This is a genomic window from Bacillus paranthracis (assembly GCF_024296885.1).
In the GTDB taxonomy this organism is placed as follows: Bacteria; Bacillota; Bacilli; order Bacillales; family Bacillaceae_G; genus Bacillus_A; species Bacillus_A paranthracis.
The window spans coordinates 1,279,109-1,297,178 of the sequence record NZ_CP101135.1; the positions used below are offsets into that span (position 1 = coordinate 1,279,109).

Sequence of the window (18,070 nt, forward strand, 5' to 3'; positions counted from 1 at the left end):
CCTCCTAAAATAATATAGATTTAACTTGGATTGCAGGCTGCTAAAAGCGTCTGTGGATAACTTACATTTGGCCTACTTGGTTCAATATTCCAAGGGTTTTTCTTACTACCAATGGTATCATGATGACAATCATACTGTTTCTTTAATCCTGATTCATTCTTCCATTTACTATTTCCAGAATGAACAGCTTTTAACTTAACCCAACTATCATGCCTTCTAGAAAGAACTTCTGCATTGTTTTTTCCAGATGTTAAATATGGTTTATGCGTAATGCTTAGTGATATCATACCATCGCGCGTTATCCACTTAGCACCTGAGAAATAATCTTTGTAATATTTTACACTTGCTTTCATAGCCACTGTAACTGGTTCCTTTGCTTCACTAGCTTCCACATGTAACTGCAACACATTCCCTTTAGAAACTTCTGCATGGATTGTAGCACCTAGTTCAGATTTTATTTGTGGCGTATATAATAAAGCAATTGATTCATTTTCTTTATTATAAACGTTACCAGCCCCATTGAAGTTGCCATATTCATCTTTAATAAGTTGAATATACTCTCCATCTTGGAAGTCAAATGGAATTTCAATAGTAGCGTTCGTATCTTCAGGCGCTAAAGTAATTGTTTGCTCAATACTATTACCCTTCTTTTCGATCTTATAATCTAGTGTATCACCTTTAGAATAAGTATTTACTGATTTTTGTTGCAAACTAGGCTTTCCTACTCCAAATACATTTCCTTCCTCAGCTACTAATTGGTTTTCTCCAACCCATTTATCAATAGATTCTATATCGATAAATTTCTGATTTGTATTTTGTACTCCTGCATTTACTTCATTATTAAATGTTGCAAATGAAGTAGCCAATACAACACCTGTTGTAAAAACTTTTAAACTTTTCATACAATCACCTTCTCTTTTCTTTCTTGATTACATTTGTATATTATAATTAATGAATTTTAATTACAAGTCTAGTTATTTGTGCGTTTTTTCGATATAATTTTATTGTAAACATTTAGAAATTTAATGAGGTTTATAATTAGTTGTATTTAAATAAGTGGTAAAACGAATATAGAGCGGAAGGCACCATAGGGTGTCTTTATTTGCATAAAAACCCTCATCATCCTATGGGAATGACGAGGTCTTTAATATATATCCAATCTCTTCAATAATTTGTATTTTGAAATTCAAGAAAGATATTGATGTGCTTTTACGTAAGTAAATAGTTTTCTCTTGAGCCTATTATTGGTGTATAGAATAGTATTTGAAAGGAAGAATTTAATATTTCCATTAGGTGAACAGCCCGTTTATTCTTAAGAATTTAGTTGGAATAGTTGCTCATGTACAAAAGCTAGTTATTAGTGGTGAAATAAAGAATATAGGAGAAAAATTCATTAATCATCTTGAGAGAATAAGAAGAGGGCGTTCAAAAAGAACGCCCTCTTCTTATTTTATAAAACGAAAAACTAACGAGTGTAGAAAGACAAGAGAACAGCAGTGCCACACTAGAAAACGCAATGAGATACATATTATATTTCATAACCTGTCCAATTAGCTGATTACTGTCGTATTGAAACAGTCCTGCTATTATGTTGAATAAAAATAACACGATAAACATGACGACAACACCGTCTATTGATCCTTTAATGTCTGGTTTACTTAAAGCGATATGTGCGGAAATGCAAATGGCGATAAATAAAAATAACCAAAAGGAAGGATTCAATAAATTGCCGATTGTAAATAAGCTTTTCAATAATACAAACGTCGACAAGAGCATGTTTTGAACCATTTCTACATTAATAGAAGTAGTAGCGATTGTTTTTTCGAGAGTTGTATGAAATAAAAAATATGATTCTGGTACGAAATAGCGCATTAAAAGGATTAATGCAGTAATACCAGAAATAATAGGCCCAATGCCGATAAAGAAATTCCCAATTCGTTGATACACACTTTTTTGATTGTATTGATGTTGTATATAACCTAAGGCCCCTTGACTTGTATCTGTTGGGAAGAACTGAGTCGCCACAATTTTATGACGGAACAGTACGCACATAATGGCATGTCCAAGTTCGTGAATCGGAACACCGATCCAAGCCGTTAATAGGAATCCTTTTCTTCCAAAAGCTCTCGACCAATACATGCGCGTAAGAGATTCTAAATAGCCTAATAGAAATCCAATTACAATGATAACGCCAATTAAGGAAAATAATTGGATTACGCTTGTAAGGAGTATTTGAAAAATTGAGTTTACCAATTCCATTGCCAGTCATCCAATCTGTTAGAAACATTATTTATCCGACTTTAATGGGCAGTAAGACCCCCACCTCAAAATTCAGCGAAAGCAAAGAAGTTAGATAGGGGATCAACTGCCCATAAAAGTCCGATTGGTTCAACTAATAATCAGTGGGGGATGAAGAAAACCCCCACTGATTAAAGTTTCACTTTATTCTGTTTCATAATAGCATTTTTTTTCAAGATTGCTAGCACATATATTTTCTTTCGGAAGGAGGATTTCAGAATCTTTTTCTTGTAGTCATGTTTTATGTACAAAGTCATATATTGAATTTGTAACACCCTATATGGTATCTGCTTAAGGGGGGAATGCGAGAATGAAATGTCTGGCGTGTCATACAGAAAATAGAGCAGAGGCAAAGTTTTGCGGGAATTGTGGACATTCGTTAACGGAGGGGGCAGTAGCGAGTAGTTCACAGGAAGAAGGTGAGCAACAAGTACGCATAGCACAAGCGAAGGAAACTCGTCCGAATGAAACGGTAGAGAAAGCGAAGCGATTTGTGGGTGGGTATTTTCAGTTTTTTAAACATGCTTTCAAAGCACCGACAGCGATTATGAAAAGCGGCAAGGTTGAAGTGCGAAATGGAATTGTAAGTCTTGTTCTTATTTGTTTTTTAGGAGCATGTATTTTTTATAGAATGATGAGTGCTGGGGCAGCACTTACGAGAACATTAGCGCCAAATTTATCTACTCCTTCTTTCTTTGGAGACTCTATAACGGTCTTTTTATTTTTACTCATTTTAACTTTATTTGTCGGATTTATTATTTTTGTAAGTGGAAAGATGATGAAATCTTCATTTTCATTTCTTGAAGTATTCGGTGTGTGGGGAACGATAGCGACGCCAGCTATTGCTATATTAGTTCTTTCTTTTCTGTTTAGCTTTTTATTAATCTTTTTCTTACCAATCTTATTAGGGCTGGCTACAACGTATATGTCAATTAGTATAATTGTCGCTATAGTAAAGCTAGATAACGGCGGATTAGACCTTATTTATACACTTCTTATCGCAAATGTTTTAATTGGAATTGCAACATTCATTGTACTGTGGTCTTACATTAGTACGATAATTCAAACCTTTACACAGGGATTCACTGGCTTCTAACGAAAAGGTGGTTGAATGTATGTACAAAGTATGGAACTTAGTTTGAAGATGGTTTGCAATTTTATCAAAACCTCGGTATGTATATAATGGTTTCATCTTTCCTGATAGTGATATCCGAAAATTAACGAGTGGGGACTTAACATACTTATCGAAAGAACAATTGAAAATAGAGAGAAACGAAATATACGCAAGGCATGGACATATTTTTCAAAACAGTCTTGGTATAGAGAAAACAAATATTATACAGGAAAGCTAACGGATATTGAATCTTATAATGTTGAACTCATTAAATCAAGAGAATAGAACACGATAAAAAGGTACAGTGCATAACTGTACCTTTTTATCGTTATTTATCTGAACCAGGATCTCTTGAGAAAAAGATGTGAAAGAGAAATGTGACTTTACTGGATCCTCCTGATGTACTAGCTTGTATATGTGATAAAGGACCAGACGTTAGGGCTGCCTCGGAATGGGGTGGTACGACTATTTTGAGCGCATGATCTGATTCTGGTGAAGCAATAACAGTAATTGTATCATCAGAGAAGTTTATAATTTTAACAGAACCGACTGGAAAGATGGACTTGCCAGCATGTGATGCTGAAGCGAATTGGGTAGCTTTCCAAATATCTTGCGCAAATGTATCATCGTTAGATAACCAAGCACGAGCGCTATATATTGTTGCATTAATGGAAAATTCTTGGTCAAGTGAGACGGCGGGTTTCGGTTCTTTTGGTTCTTGCGGTTCATCTGGAAGCTGGGCGAGAAGGCCGGCGCACATGTATGTTTCACCTACTTTCAATTGTTACTGTTATAGCATATTAAACATGTTGTTTATAAGGCACGACGGTTACCTATTTAGGCATAGGTTTGTGCACTAAATTTGAAGATGAAATTCTCTTTCTTTACAATAGAAGTAGGTGTTATTTCTATAAAATATGGAAAACGTAAAGAGTATGTAAAAAAGAAGGAGTGGTAAAGTGAACTATGTCATTATTGGCGGAGATGCAGCTGGTATGAGTGCAGCGATGCAAATTGTTAGAAACGATGAAAATGCAAATGTTGTGACGTTAGAAAAAGGTGAAATTTATTCGTACGCGCAGTGTGGGTTACCGTATGTCATTAGTGGTGCTATCGCTTCAACGGAAAAGTTAATCGCGCGTAATGTAAAGATGTTTCGTGATAAATACGGAATTGATGCGAAAGTACGACATGAAGTAACGAAAGTAGATACGGAAAAGAAAATGGTATACGCAGAGCATACGAAGACGAAAGATATCTTTGAATTTTCGTATGACCGTTTATTAATTGCGACCGGAGTACGTCCTGTTATGCCAGAATGGGAAGGGCGAGATTTACAAGGCGTTCATCTTTTAAAAACAATTCCGGATGCTGAGCGCATATTAAAAACGCTAGAAACGAATAAAGTTGAAGATGTAACTATTATTGGCGGCGGTGCAATTGGGCTTGAGATGGCAGAAACATTCGTTGAACTTGGTAAAAAAGTAAGAATGATTGAGCGAAATGATCATATTGGTACCATTTATGATGCGGATATGGCGGAGTATATACATAAAGAAGCAGATAAACATCATATTGAAATTTTAACGAATGAAAATGTAAAAGCGTTTAAAGGGAATGAACGAGTAGAAGCAGTTGAAACGGATAAAGGTACGTATAAAGCGGATCTTGTTCTAGTATCTGTCGGAGTGAAGCCGAATACTGATTTTCTTGAAGGAACGAATATACGTACAAATCATAAAGGGGCAATCGAGGTAAATGCATATATGCAAACGAATGTGCAAGACGTATATGCAGCTGGTGATTGTGCGACACATTATCACGTTATAAAAGAAATTCATGATCATATTCCAATTGGAACAACTGCAAATAAACAAGGGCGACTTGCTGGACTGAATATGCTGGATAAACGAAGAGCTTTTAAAGGAACGTTGGGTACAGGCATTATTAAATTTATGAATTTGACGCTCGCAAGAACAGGCTTAAATGAAAAGGAAGCAAAAGGATTACATATCCCGTATAAAACAGTCAAAGTAGATTCGACAAATATGGCGGGCTATTATCCAAATGCGAAACCACTTTACTTGAAATTACTATACCGTTCTGACACGAAACAATTATTAGGTGGACAAGTAATTGGAGAAGAAGGTGTAGATAAACGGATTGATGTGATCGCAATGGCACTCTTCAATAAAATGAGCATTCACGATTTAGAAGATGTGGACTTAAGTTATGCACCACCATATAACAGCGTTTGGGATCCAATTCAGCAAGCGGCAAGACGAGCGGAATAGCACTTTTTAAGTGCTATTTTTTTCGTTAAAGGGTAATCATCATTTTTATCGAATGAAGAGGGTTGGGAAATAGTTACATATAGGGAAGGGGGATCATTAAAAATGTTTATAACACTTCAAGCAGTTCAAGAATCAGAAAAAGAGATATTACGTAATTTGTACGCACTATATCTACATGACCTCTCTAAGTTCACACCTAATATAACGATTGGAGCAAATGGATTTTTTGAATACGAAGATTTACATATGTTCTGGGAAAATGATGGAATCACTCCGTATTTTATTAAAAGTGATAATGAGATTGTAGGATTTTTATTACTACTGGAACGTCCGTTTTTGAAGAAGGAAAACGATTTTGGTATAAATGACATTTTCATATTGAATCAGTACAAAGGAAAAGGAATCGGTAAACAAGTTATTGAGAGTTTGCTAAAAGAGAAACGAGGACAATATTTCGTTATCGAACTTGTGAAAAATGTACCAGCCGTTTCTTTTTGGAAGAAAGTATATAGGGAACTAAACATCGAATTTGATGAGAAAATACAGTTAATCGATGAGGAAGAATGCCTCGTGCAAACGTTTAAAATACAATGAGATTGGTGCTCCTAGTATATTACTTTGAAATTTAACTTTATTTTGAATATACCGTTCACCCTTGAAAACATAGTACGTATCGCTTATATTGTCATATAGTATTTAGTTTTTAAACAAAGCAATGAACGAACCAGGGGGCACAGTATGGCAATTAACATGAAAACAATCGAAGAATGGATTGCTGAATCAAACGCAAGACAGGAAGAAGACTTTGGACACGTTATTGAAGAGATGAAAGAAGTATGCGTCGGACTTGATAATGCGACATTAATTTATACGAAAAATGTATTTTGTTTCGGTAAGAAAGTAGAAGTATTGTTCTTCTTCCAAGACCATGTCGTGATTGGACAAGAAAAAGAAGAGTATATTGAGATTGAAAAATTAAAGTATGATGCTATTACACATAGTAACTTAAAAACAAACGATAAAAATACAACGCTAGAATTAAAGTTTGCTAACGGACAATCTATCCATTTAGATAGTTTAAATGATAACTACGGTACGAAAAACTGGTTATTTGCGAGACAAATAAAGAGCATTTTCAAATTAATCTAGTAAAAAAAGCAGACCTCAAAGGGTCTGTTTTTTTACTTGGTCCCTATTACACAAAGGCATCCTCTTTCTTCATAACATTTCACGCTTGTAAATCCTGTTTTATAAAATAGGTTTACTAATTCTTCATTCGTTTTGCATTTCTCCATATGATATTGAATTTTGAAAGTTTCAGCCACTAATAAAAAGGATCCTTTCGGTTGCAAGACGCGAAATACTTCTTTTATATCTTGTTCCACATCAGGCCAGAAGTAGTGTGTTTGAAAAGCGGTAATGAGATCGAAGAAGTTTGTATGATAGGGAATAGAAGAAACGCTTGCTTGTTGAACAATGACTTTTTGTTTTTGAACATCTTTTATATTCGTCTGTATCGAATTTTTTACAGCTTGATAGGAGTAATCAATCCCGTATATTTTTCCAAGTGGAGTTCGTTTTGAAAGAGTGTGTATCGTTTTACCGCCGCCACAACCGATATCTAATATAATTGCCTCTTTCTTTATATATACTTTTTGTAATGCCCAATTAGTTAGTCTCGTATGTGCACTGTTCATAATACAAAGCATGGAAGAACCAATTGTCCCCCGAGGATTTTTTGCTTGCTGGATTAATCGTTGTAAAATGCTCAAGTTAAACTCTCCTTTTATGTAAGAATATATACTCACTTCTCTTTTTATTAAGTAAGTCCTTTAAAAAAAGCACGCCGATGAGTGGCGTGCTTTTAATTACGCAAATCCCCTTTTAACCAATTCCGCGCCCGATAAGCTCCAACAGGAATTTGAATAAGTGACGTTTCATTCCCAGCATCTATTCCGTACAACTGATCACATGAATTTGTATCAAAACTAAGTAAAGGATGCCCGCCCATCCCCATCGCAGTCGCTGCAAAAACGAGTTTGTGAACGAGTATACCTGTTTCCATTTGATGAATACGGTACCCTCTATAGCCTAATGCATTTGTATAATAATCTTTCTTTCCGACTACATGTAAGCAAAGCGGTACTTGAAAAAGGTTTATGTTATCCATCGTCATACTAGATTGAAGAGGATAACGAAGATCTCCATATCGAAGTGGTTGTATGGAATGTGTTTTACTGTTATAAGTGTAAGCCCCGTTTTCTATATCTTTTACGTTATAGAAACATCCATATAATGAGACGCGCGCTTTTTCATTTACATACTGACCATCAAGGTCGTTGTAATAAGGGAAGGAGAGACTCGCTTCTTGTAGTAAAGTAGCGAGCTCGGCTGCATCCCATTTTGTTAAAATAAAGTCAGCATCAGGGGAATACCGTTTTCGGCAAAGTTGTAAGAAATCATAAGATAAACGCTCTACTTTCGGCAGTTGTACAGCGTGCGCATGATGTTGATAGTGCTCTTCATGAGCTAGTGTTTGGAACTGTGCTGTCGATTCGACCATAGAAGCCTCATTTATTTTTGTTATCATCGGATACTCATTTACATGCTTTGAGCGAACGAAATGTTCATGTGCTAAAGGCGGAATTTGTTGTAATAGCTCATGGGAAGTAATTGTTTTATGTTCACGGTAATCATTGTGAAACCAATCAGTTTGTGGTTCTGTACTGAAAGGAACGACAGCATACACGCTTTCTTCTCCTTCTGACAGTCCGAGTAAATGATTGATTGCACGGTCTAGAAACTGAAAATATACACCATTTGTGTAACAAAATTGTTTGGCACATTCCAGTAATTGGCCGATGAGAACACCGCTATCTAACCCTTGAAGCCGATACGAAAAGTTATTGTATTTAAAGTAGTTTTTCCAAAACATAGTGGATACGAATGCAGCACCAAAACAAGAATGTAAGTTACAACGATTGCCGAGTGCTTCTGTAAGGTAAGAATCAAAATTTCCTTCGCGAAGTAAGATAAGTCGGTGATGCGCGGCATCGTAATGGTAAATGCCGTCTGGATAATCGTCTATTTTTAAATATATATACAATTCATTTGGATATAAAGCGCCGCCGGAAGGGATAGATCTTCTAAATAAAATTTTCTCGCTATTTAGCTGACATAACTGGGTTAAACCAAATGAACACCAAAGGTAATGACCAATCTCTTTCAAAGTAGGTGTAGTAGAAGAGTTAGGTAAAGATAATGGGATTTCTAAAGAGAGAGGGATAATAGGTAAGTTTCGATATAATTTATAAGGAAGCGGTGCATCTTCCCAGTCTATTTCATGATTTGGCATAATTTCATCGATAGAGAAATGGAGATGATGTAAAAAAGTATCTAGTTGCATGAAATCCCCTCCTTTACTATGGAAACGGGTGCGGATGTGGATTTAATTGTTCAGTCGTTAAAGGTTCGTCTGTATATCCAAGTGTCATTGGTACGGTATACACTCGATCTAGCCCTGTAAGTCGAGTGAGATGGTGGCCGAACGTCATCGGTAGCATGCCTGGAATAATGACTTTTACACAATGTAATCCGTTTTTTTCTATAAGAGGCACTGTTTGATCTACAACGATTACTTCAAGTCCAAATTGCCCTAGACGGTCTAAAAGTTGATGAAGATCGGATGTTAAATCAAGATCAAATGATTGTAATCCGTTCATTTCTTGGAACGTTTGCATCGGAGCGTCGTCACGTAAAAGAAAGTGAAGGCGTTCTTCTGCTTCTTTCAATCCGTACAGCATACTATGGTCTTCCATTTTATTTACGAGATAAGCGTCTTGTAAGCAGTTTTCGTAGTACTCTCTTTTTTCCTCAAGTTCATCGTCCGTTATAAGTAACATGCCTGCTATTTCATGGATGGCACTCTTTAAAGCGCGGACTGGGTCCAAATGAGAGCCTCCAGCGCAAACAACGTTCATTCCATTTTCACGCGTATTTTTCGCAATTACCCATAAGCTTGGGATGCCGTGTTCCATCGTTGCATTAAAAGCATGTAATTCATAACCGGTAATCGTGTATAGCCGCTGGATCATTAATTGTAATTCCGTATCATTTGCTGAACTAAGATCAAGGCGGGGAAGAGGTAATTCAGCATACCAAGTGAGCAAAAAGGCGTCACGTTCTACAATTTCTAAAATGCCGTGAAAAATTGCTTCTTCTAAACTACCACCAATTGCACAGCCATTTGACGTTTCATATACGTAAGCATCTCGATGACCGAGGCTATAATAAGCGATTGATTCCGGAACTAAAATTGGCCGGTTTTGTGACAATGAATATCCCCATACCCAGTTTTGTTCATAGTCAGGATCAAACGGTTTAAATGGAAAACCATCACGATTATAATGTTCATTTGTATGTACACCGAGCGTAAGGGGATTTAGTGCATGATCCTCTAAATCATGGAAACTACCATGCACATTTGTCTTTTTCCCTCGAGGTGACATACCACAATATCGTTCTAAACCTTCTAAAATAGCAGTTGCTTCACTTATCGCAAATGAAAGAGTTCGGCCTGCAACCCCTTCATTTCCAAACATTAATGGCATGTTTATAATAACGTCAGCAAATGGTAATAAAGAATGCTGCATTTTTCCGTTCAACATACCGACTCGGTAATCTAAATAGTCCTTCGTTAAAAATGTGTTTAGTTCATGAATGGAACGACAGCGATATGTTGCATCACTTGTTTTTAAGCTTGGTTGTAACGAAATCGTTGCCGCATCAGCTGTATCATCAGGCAAATTACTACATACAGGACAGAGGGGGTCTGGAAGAAAAGAATGCCGCGTACATTGCATTGTTTGTAAGTTTAGTAAAATGAGTTCATTTTCTAAAGAAGAATAGTTATGAGTTAATATTTTTTCTGTTTCTGCGCAAATAAGATGGCACATTTGCAGAATGCCATTTTGGGTGGCACGTACATCACGCCTCGTTACGTTTTCTTCTTTTACCGCATATTTTCGTTGTAGCTCCCACATTTCTTTTTGATCAAATCCAGCGATAAAGCGTCGTCCATCGGCACAATGAGTACATCCCGCTGCAAGAGGATGAATATAAGGACCGATAATACCTTCACCAAATGAAGTAAAACCACGTAGCCACGGAATATGATTTGACCGGAAAGTTAGCTCAGCGTCATGATGAATCGTAGAAGGAGAGCCGTCGTGTAATACGAGAGCGAGGTCGATATTTTCAGGGAGTTCATCTGCAATTGTATGTTGGCGAATGATGGAATATTGTTTGCATAATTGATCATGTACATAGTCTGCAAGAATGCCATCTCCTATAAGCAATATATTTTGAGTCATAGACCGTCCTCCTTTGCAATTAATACCCCGTACACACCATCTAAGTTTTCTTTCAAAAATGATTCAATCGCTAAATCAAACACGAATGGATAAAAATGATGTTCTTCTAAATGTTGCAGGGCAAGCTGTAATGATTGCGCATCTGGAATTTCTTTTTCCGCTTGTATTTCCACTCTAAAAGAATCCGTGTCATATAAAATAATAGATGATTCAGGCAAGATATTAGTTCTGTAAGGCGTATCTTCATTTTGAATATGAAGAAGTGATAGTTGTAGTGCGTTTCGTAAGGCTAACGTCATATTAATATTAGATGCACCATACCATCGATCATTTATACCGACCCAAACGACTGGAAAGATGAGAATATCTTCACCCATTGCGATTTTAGGTGTTTCAAGAATTGTAGCGAGGGCATCATAATAAAATCTACAATGTTTATCATGAATTTCGGTTAAGTCGACCGTCGTAATTTCTTCTAGCATATGTGATTGTCGTTCATACAGTTTGTGGTTTAAATGTTGTTGTAGTGCCCGGCATACACCCTCTGTCATCGTTTCTCCAGCGCCAATACCGATATCGTTATGTTCAGGAATAAGGCGGTGCATAATTTCCGCTACATATGTTTCAATTCCTACTAAACCAGCTTCTCGGCGCGCTTCGTTATGAGTTAAACCACTGCAAGTTATAAGAGGCAGGAGGGAAGCTGGGCCATCTGATAGAGGTGTAGCTACTTGAATATTGCATTGTGATAATGGTAATTGATATAAATCTTGTTCATCCCATACATGGAATATACCAGTTTCTTTAGAAGTTAATGAATCGAAAAAACGGAATAAATCAGTTGAGGTATGTTGGTTAGACCGATGCTCAAGTTTTTCAGAAAGGTTTTCTATCGTATCAATTGTAAAACTTTCATCAGTGGCGAGAGGATGTTTTATAAAAGGATGCCATGCTCCTTCGAGTGTTTCATAATTTAATAAAAAGAATTGTGGATTCTTTTCTCGATGTGAATCATCAGCAACGTGTTTAAATAATTCAAAAACGATTATATTTGCTAGCATTGCAGATGTAATTGGTGAAAATGAAGCTGATGAATGTTCATTTTGTAAAGTTGTTTCATGTAGCCGATGCCATGCGGATTCCCAGCATTCTTCACGATTAGCCATTACGACAGGACCAGCTATACCAAGTGCTGATAAACAAACGGCTGGTATGAAGTTCTTTCCTACTTCCTTGCAAATCGTGTGAGCTGCTCTTAGGCCATCAATATCTCCATTTTGAGAAACGTACAAAATCCAGTCGAAGGGCTCGAACACTTCATGCAGGGGACGATCAATTGTTGTATCTATTTCTTGAACAAGTACAGCATCATCTACTTCATGCGCAAGTTCTACTAGCTCGTGAATACGGTCGTAATTCGTTTCTTCATAATCTGTCACAAGGTAATGAAAGGTAGGTAATCCGGATTCTAATAAAGAAGAAACTAAGGAAGTAAGCATATCTCCAGAGCCGATTATAAGTACATTTGCATTGCGGTACGTTTCGAATTTTAAAGCGCCTGAATGAGAATCTGCTTCTAGAAATTCAATTTGCGAAGCATATCTATCAAGTAATGCACTGTTTAATTCATGAGGTGCATCTTGACTTACATCACGGACAAACCCATTTGTATATAAAATCTCTCCAATTTCAAATACACGATTTTGATAGGGGAGAGGGAGACCATCCGTTATTTCTGCTAAAGAATAATTACCGTTAAACATTGGCATTAATTTTTCAATCCAGTTATAAATTCCGTCACCATCCATACGAAATGAACTGGCGTTATTTCGAAAATAGACACCCCCGTTTGAGTCGGGGAGGAAGAAAGTATCTTTATTTGCTTTTAGTTTTGCATGTGCTGGAAGGTTACTCATTTTAATCCTCCTTACTTTTTAGGCATACATTATTACCTTATGTCATGCGATTTGTCCCGTATGAATGCAATAAAAAAAGCTGTAGAATGATATATTCTACAGCCTGTAATAGATTATGAATCCATCAACCTTCTAATAATAATGATTTTGGATCTTCAAGCATATCTTTAACAGCAACAAGGAAGCTAACTGCTTCTTTGCCATCAACAATACGGTGATCGTAAGATAAAGCGATGTACATCATTGGGCGGTTTTCCATACGTTCGTTATCGATTGCAACTGGACGTACTTGGATTTTGTGCATTCCTAAAATACCAACTTGTGGGCTGTTTAGGATCGGTGTTGACATTAGAGAACCGAACACACCACCGTTTGTAATTGTAAATGTACCACCTTGTAGTTCTTTTAGTGAAAGTTTGTTATCACGTGCTTTTTTACCTAATTCACGAATTTCGCTTTCGATTTCAGCGAAGTTTAATTGGTTCGCATCGCGTACAACTGGAACAACTAATCCATCTGGAGCTGCTACTGCAATACCGATATCATAGAATTTTTTAATGATAAGCTCGTCGCCTTGAATTTCAGCATTTAATAATGGGAATTGTTTTAATGCTGCAACAACTGCTTTTGTGAAGAATGACATGAAACCAAGACGTACATCATGTTTTTTCTCGAAAGCATCTTTACGCTCTTTACGTAATTCCATGATTGCAGTCATATCAACTTCGTTAAATGTTGTTAACATTGCAGATGTTTGTTGAACTTCTACAAGACGTTTTGCAATTGTTTGACGGCGGCGGGACATTTTCACGCGCTCAACTGGTTTTTCGAATTCAGTTTTTGCAACTGGAGCAGGAGCTGGATTTTTTGGAGCAGCTGGTGCTTCTTTCGGTGCTGCAGCATGAGCTTGTACATCGTGTGGTCTCACACGGCCAAGTGGATCTGTGCTACGTACGTCGTTTAAGTCGATTCCTAATTCACGAGCCATTTTTCTAGCAGCTGGTGATGCGATAGGACGGTTTGTATTTGGTAAACCTTGTAAAGTTGCAGTTTGTTCAGCACTTGGTGCCGCAGCTTTTGGTGCTTCAGCTGTTTCTTGTTTCGGTTGCTCAGCCGGTGCAGGCGTACTTACTGCAACTGGTGCTCCGTTTGCATCTAAAATTGCGATAGTTGCGCCAACTTCAACTGTATCCCCAGGTTCGCCTAGTAACTTCGATACAATACCTGAATCTTCTGCAATGATTTCTACATTGACTTTATCAGTTTCAAGCTCAACAACGCTGCCACCTTTCTCAACTTTGTCGCCTACGTTGATAAGCCATTGTGAGATAGTTCCTTCAGTAATAGATTCTGCAAGCTCAGGTACTTTAATTTCGATCATTTTAAATGTCCTCCCCTTATTTGCCTAACGGTGTGTTTTTTCTTCTTTTGTCTTCGGTAATCTCCATTTGTTAGCCTGACCTTGGGCAGAATATCTGCCCAAGGAACAAGCTAGAAATCTTCATTGTTACTTTTTAGTTGCTGAAAACTTCAATTTCTAGTTTATCTTGACGGAAGTTATACTTCACGTCTAAAGCGTGTGAAACAATTAGTTCTTGCTCAGCTTTGTGAGCGAATGGATCGCCGCCAGATGGGCTAGAGCGATCTGGGCGTCCAATATAACCTGTTTTCACTTTATCTCCAGCTAGTTCGAACAGAATTGGAGCCATGTAATGCCATGCGCCCATATTACGAGGCTCTTCTTGAACCCAAATAATTTCTTCTAAGTTTTTAAAGCGTTTAATAATAGATTGAACTTTCTCAGCAGGGAATGGGTACAACTGTTCAATACGAACGATATGAATTTCATCTAAGTTGTACTCATGCTTACCAGACTCGATTTCTGCTGCTAAGTCAATCGCCATTTTACCTGTACTTAAAACAAGACGTTTTACTTTGTTTGGTTTCATGCCAAGGTTTTCTTGTTCTAAAGCAGGTTGGAAACGTCCTTCGCTTAACTGACTAGCAGTTGAAAGCGTAAGTGGGTGACGTAATAAACTTTTCGGCGTCATCAATACTAATGGTCGAACAGCTTCTGTTCCTAAGATAGATGCTTGACGACGCAGGATATGGAAGTATTGTGCTGCACTCGTTAAGTTTGCAACTGTCCAGTTGTTTTCAGCAGCTAACTGTAAGAATCGCTCTGGACGTGCACTAGAGTGCTCTGGCCCTTGACCTTCATAACCGTGTGGTAATAGAAGAACTAAACCAGATTTTTGACCCCATTTTGCTCTTCCAGCTGAAACATATTGATCAAATAATGCTTGCGCAGTATTTGAGAAGTCACCATATTGCGCTTCCCACATAACAAGCGTTTCCGGAGCGAATACGTTATAACCATACTCGTAACCAACAACAGCAGCTTCTGATAACGGACTGTTATGAACAGAGAATGAAGCGTTGATGTTTGGTAAGCGATGTAATGGTGAATATGTTTCATTTGTATCCGTATCGTGTAATACGATGTGACGATGTGCGAATGTACCACGCTGTGAATCTTGACCAGTTAAACGAATTGGTGTACCTTCTTGTAAAATAGAAGCGAATGCTAATGACTCAGCAAGTGCCCATTCAATTTTACCGTTCTCTTCAAGAGCGTCTTTACGGCGCTCAAGAATTTTCTTCACTTTCGGATATACGTTAAAGCCTTCTGGCCAAGAGAGTAGACCTTCATTAATTGCACGAAGTGAATCAAGCTCAACACCAGTATCAATTGACTGAATGCCCTTTGCAACAACATCTGGCACTTTAACGTGAATTGTTGCATCGCTCGTATCAGCTGGCGGTACTTGTGCATAGTCAGATTTTAATTGCTCTTGCGTAAACTGTGTAATTGTTTCAATTTCATCTGCATTTAGAACACCAGCAGCTTGTAATTGATCTGCATAAATTGCTCTTACAGTTGGGTGATTTTTAATCTTTTTGTACACTTGTGGTTGTGTAACTGCTGGATCATCCATTTCGTTATGACCGTAGCGGCGGTAACCAATTAAATCGATTAAGAAATCTTTTTTGAACAACATGCGATATTGAATCGCAAGATTAGCAGCAGCAAGACAAGCTTCCGGATCATCAGCATTGACGTGAACAATCGGAATATCGAAACCTTTTGCAAGGTCACTTGAATATTTCGTAGAACGAGAATCATAGCTATCAGTCGTAAAACCAACTGCATTGTTTGCGATAACATGAATTGTTCCGCCTGTTTGATATGCATTCAATCTGCTTAAGTTGAGTGTCTCAGATACAATACCTTGACCAGGGAATGCAGCATCACCGTGAACTAAAATTACGAATGATTTTGAAGTATCTTGTTCTGGAAGACCAGATTTTTTACGATTTTCTTGAGCCGCACGTGCGAAACCTTCTACAACAGGATTCACGAACTCAAGGTGACTTGGGTTATTTGCTAATGTAACGCGAGTACTAACTTCTTCGTTACTAACGACTTGTTCTCTACCTAAATGGTATTTTACGTCGCCAGTCCAACCAGAGTTTGCTACTGCGCCTTCTATTTTTGCATGTTTGAACTCAGCAAACATGTGACTATATGGTTTTTCTAATACGTGTGCAAGTACGCTTAGGCGACCGCGGTGAGCCATACCAATCATGACATCTTCTACGCCGTTTTTAGCACCTTCTAGCACAATTTCATCTAGAACGGGTACAAGCATATCAACGCCCTCGATAGAGAAACGCTTTTGCCCAACGAATGTTTTATGCAAGAATTGCTCGAAACCTTCAACAGCTGTTAAACGTTTTAAAAGAGCAGTTCGTTTTTGATTTGATAGTGGTTGACGCAATGAATTTGATTCCACCATTTGATGCAACCACGCGCGTTCTTCACTATCTTGTATATGAGAAAATTCATAAGCTAAAGTTTGTGTATACACTTCTTTTAATCTATGAATTACATCAAGTGCAGTGTGAATACCTTCTGGTGCATCTTGCCATACTGTTTTTGCTGGAATCGCTTTCAAATCAGCGTCGCTCAGTTCGTTCATTGCTTTCTCAAGAAGAGATTGTCCATTTGCAGCATCTTCCATCGGATTGATGTGAGCCAACGTATGCCCGAAAGAACGAATCTGTTCAACAAGCTGAACGACTTTAAGAATTTTTTCAATGTTCCCTGTGTTTTGAGGAGAAAAATGTGTTGCTGTGTTGTCCCCTGTTACGACATCATCTTGAAACGAAGGAGCTCCAAAAATTTCAAAAAGCTCTTGTAATTCCGGATCAACAGAACCTGCTCCAGTTACGTAAAGATCATACTGTTCAATAACATAACCAAGGTTCGGACCGTGGAACTTGGCCCAAGGGTTTGTCGTTGTATTCTTCCTCGTCATTTGTTTAAACCTCCCAATGCATATAATCCTTTTTCCATACAAAAAGGTGCATTTTGCTCTTTTCAATAATTGATGAACCAATAATCAATGTAAATGTTTTTCTTTACTCTTATGTTATTACAATAATTTACATAATACCAAACACTATTACTTATCTGTTTTGTAAAAAAACATTCACAATAACTTATCACCCAAGTTAATCTTTCATGTTATAAAGTAATTTTACAGAAAAATAGGGTGGATATATTTGGTATACCTATACGAATAACTAAAATTGTTGCATGTAAATATAAGTATAATAGTTAGAATGTTTCGATAAAAATAAGTTCGAATTATGTATATTGAAATAATAAGCGCTTTCATTGATATTATACAACAATATAACGGAATATAGTATAAAAAATAAAAAATTATGAATTTATCGTAAACTTTATTTAGATAGTGTTAAATATTGAAAGGAAAGTGAAGGATTTCTACAAAAAAAGTTGCTAAACATAAAAAATGCTTCATAAACAGTTAGTTTCTATAAATATGACGAAAAACACCGTAAAACCAATAACACATTTCGCCGAATAAAGGGATAAATGAAATATTTTAAAAGGATAAAACAAATATGGAGATATTAAATTTTAAAAAAAGAGAGGAGGAGATATAGTAACTGTTAGTTACAGTGTTCCGTATTTTGTTTCAAAAT

The 18,070-nt window shown here is 37.1% G+C and carries 13 protein-coding genes and 1 pseudogene; 5 read left to right on the plus strand and 9 right to left on the minus strand.

Annotated elements, in window-relative coordinates:
• Positions 1 to 20: 20 nt before the first annotated feature.
• A complete protein-coding gene (locus NLJ82_RS06475) occupies positions 21 to 902 on the minus strand; it encodes a DUF2599 domain-containing protein (RefSeq protein WP_000838660.1) in 882 nt (293 codons plus the stop codon).
• A gap of 523 nt (positions 903 to 1,425) precedes the next feature.
• Complete coding sequence (locus NLJ82_RS06480) at positions 1,426 to 2,259, minus strand: hypothetical protein (protein ID WP_000424506.1); 834 nt, start codon at positions 2,257 to 2,259, stop codon at positions 1,426 to 1,428.
• A 349-nt stretch (positions 2,260 to 2,608) separates the two neighbouring features.
• Here NLJ82_RS06480 and NLJ82_RS06485 point away from each other — a divergent pair, with 349 nt between their 5' ends.
• Entirely contained in the window at positions 2,609 to 3,394 is a 786-nt protein-coding gene (locus NLJ82_RS06485; protein ID WP_000649878.1) for a zinc ribbon domain-containing protein, read from the plus strand.
• Between the two features lie 76 nt (positions 3,395 to 3,470).
• A pseudogene (locus NLJ82_RS06490) lies at positions 3,471 to 3,697 on the plus strand (YARHG domain-containing protein); the annotation flags it as partial.
• Positions 3,698 to 3,740: 43 nt separating this feature from the next.
• Here NLJ82_RS06490 and NLJ82_RS06495 read toward each other — a convergent pair.
• The gene (locus NLJ82_RS06495) at positions 3,741 to 4,172 is read right to left on the minus strand and encodes a hypothetical protein (protein ID WP_000332405.1); all 432 of its coding nucleotides are present in this window, start codon (positions 4,170 to 4,172) and stop codon (positions 3,741 to 3,743) included.
• 199 nt (positions 4,173 to 4,371) lie between these two features.
• On the opposite strand from NLJ82_RS06495, the gene NLJ82_RS06500 reads away from it, so the two are divergent.
• From NLJ82_RS06500 to NLJ82_RS06510, 3 genes are all read left to right on the plus strand, one after another.
• Positions 4,372 to 5,706, plus strand: a complete 1,335-nt coding sequence (locus tag NLJ82_RS06500) for an FAD-dependent oxidoreductase (protein WP_001110200.1) — start codon at positions 4,372 to 4,374, stop codon at positions 5,704 to 5,706.
• 102 nt (positions 5,707 to 5,808) lie between these two features.
• Positions 5,809 to 6,300 (plus strand): GNAT family N-acetyltransferase, encoded by a 492-nt coding sequence (locus tag NLJ82_RS06505; protein ID WP_000470981.1) that lies wholly within the window; start codon positions 5,809 to 5,811, stop codon positions 6,298 to 6,300.
• 144 nt (positions 6,301 to 6,444) lie between these two features.
• Entirely contained in the window at positions 6,445 to 6,855 is a 411-nt protein-coding gene (locus NLJ82_RS06510) for a DUF3908 family protein (RefSeq protein WP_000996791.1), read from the plus strand.
• A gap of 32 nt (positions 6,856 to 6,887) precedes the next feature.
• Here the strand turns inward: NLJ82_RS06510 and NLJ82_RS06515 are convergent, their stop codons facing one another.
• The 6 genes from NLJ82_RS06515 to odhA form a co-directional block, all read right to left on the minus strand.
• Positions 6,888 to 7,478: a class I SAM-dependent methyltransferase gene (locus NLJ82_RS06515; protein ID WP_000025740.1), complete on the minus strand. Its 591-nt coding sequence runs from the start codon at positions 7,476 to 7,478 to the stop codon at positions 6,888 to 6,890.
• Positions 7,479 to 7,570: 92 nt separating this feature from the next.
• A complete protein-coding gene (locus NLJ82_RS06520; protein WP_001175520.1) occupies positions 7,571 to 9,112 on the minus strand; it encodes a SagB family peptide dehydrogenase in 1,542 nt (513 codons plus the stop codon).
• A 16-nt stretch (positions 9,113 to 9,128) separates the two neighbouring features.
• On the minus strand, positions 9,129 to 11,078 hold the full coding sequence (locus NLJ82_RS06525) for a TOMM precursor leader peptide-binding protein (protein ID WP_000192959.1): 1,950 nt from the start codon (positions 11,076 to 11,078) through the stop codon (positions 9,129 to 9,131).
• Positions 11,075 to 12,994 carry a putative thiazole-containing bacteriocin maturation protein gene (locus tag NLJ82_RS06530; RefSeq protein ID WP_000067620.1) on the minus strand — a complete coding sequence of 640 codons (1,920 nt, stop codon included), beginning with the start codon at positions 12,992 to 12,994 and terminating at the stop codon, positions 11,075 to 11,077. Before NLJ82_RS06530 ends, NLJ82_RS06525 begins: the two co-directional genes overlap by 4 nt.
• Positions 12,995 to 13,118: 124 nt before the next feature.
• The gene (odhB, locus tag NLJ82_RS06535; RefSeq protein WP_000569908.1) at positions 13,119 to 14,375 is read right to left on the minus strand and encodes a 2-oxoglutarate dehydrogenase complex dihydrolipoyllysine-residue succinyltransferase; all 1,257 of its coding nucleotides are present in this window, start codon (positions 14,373 to 14,375) and stop codon (positions 13,119 to 13,121) included.
• 133 nt (positions 14,376 to 14,508) lie between these two features.
• Entirely contained in the window at positions 14,509 to 17,376 is a 2,868-nt protein-coding gene (gene odhA / locus NLJ82_RS06540) for a 2-oxoglutarate dehydrogenase E1 component (protein ID WP_000197153.1), read from the minus strand.
• Between the last annotated feature and the right edge of the window lie 694 nt (positions 17,377 to 18,070).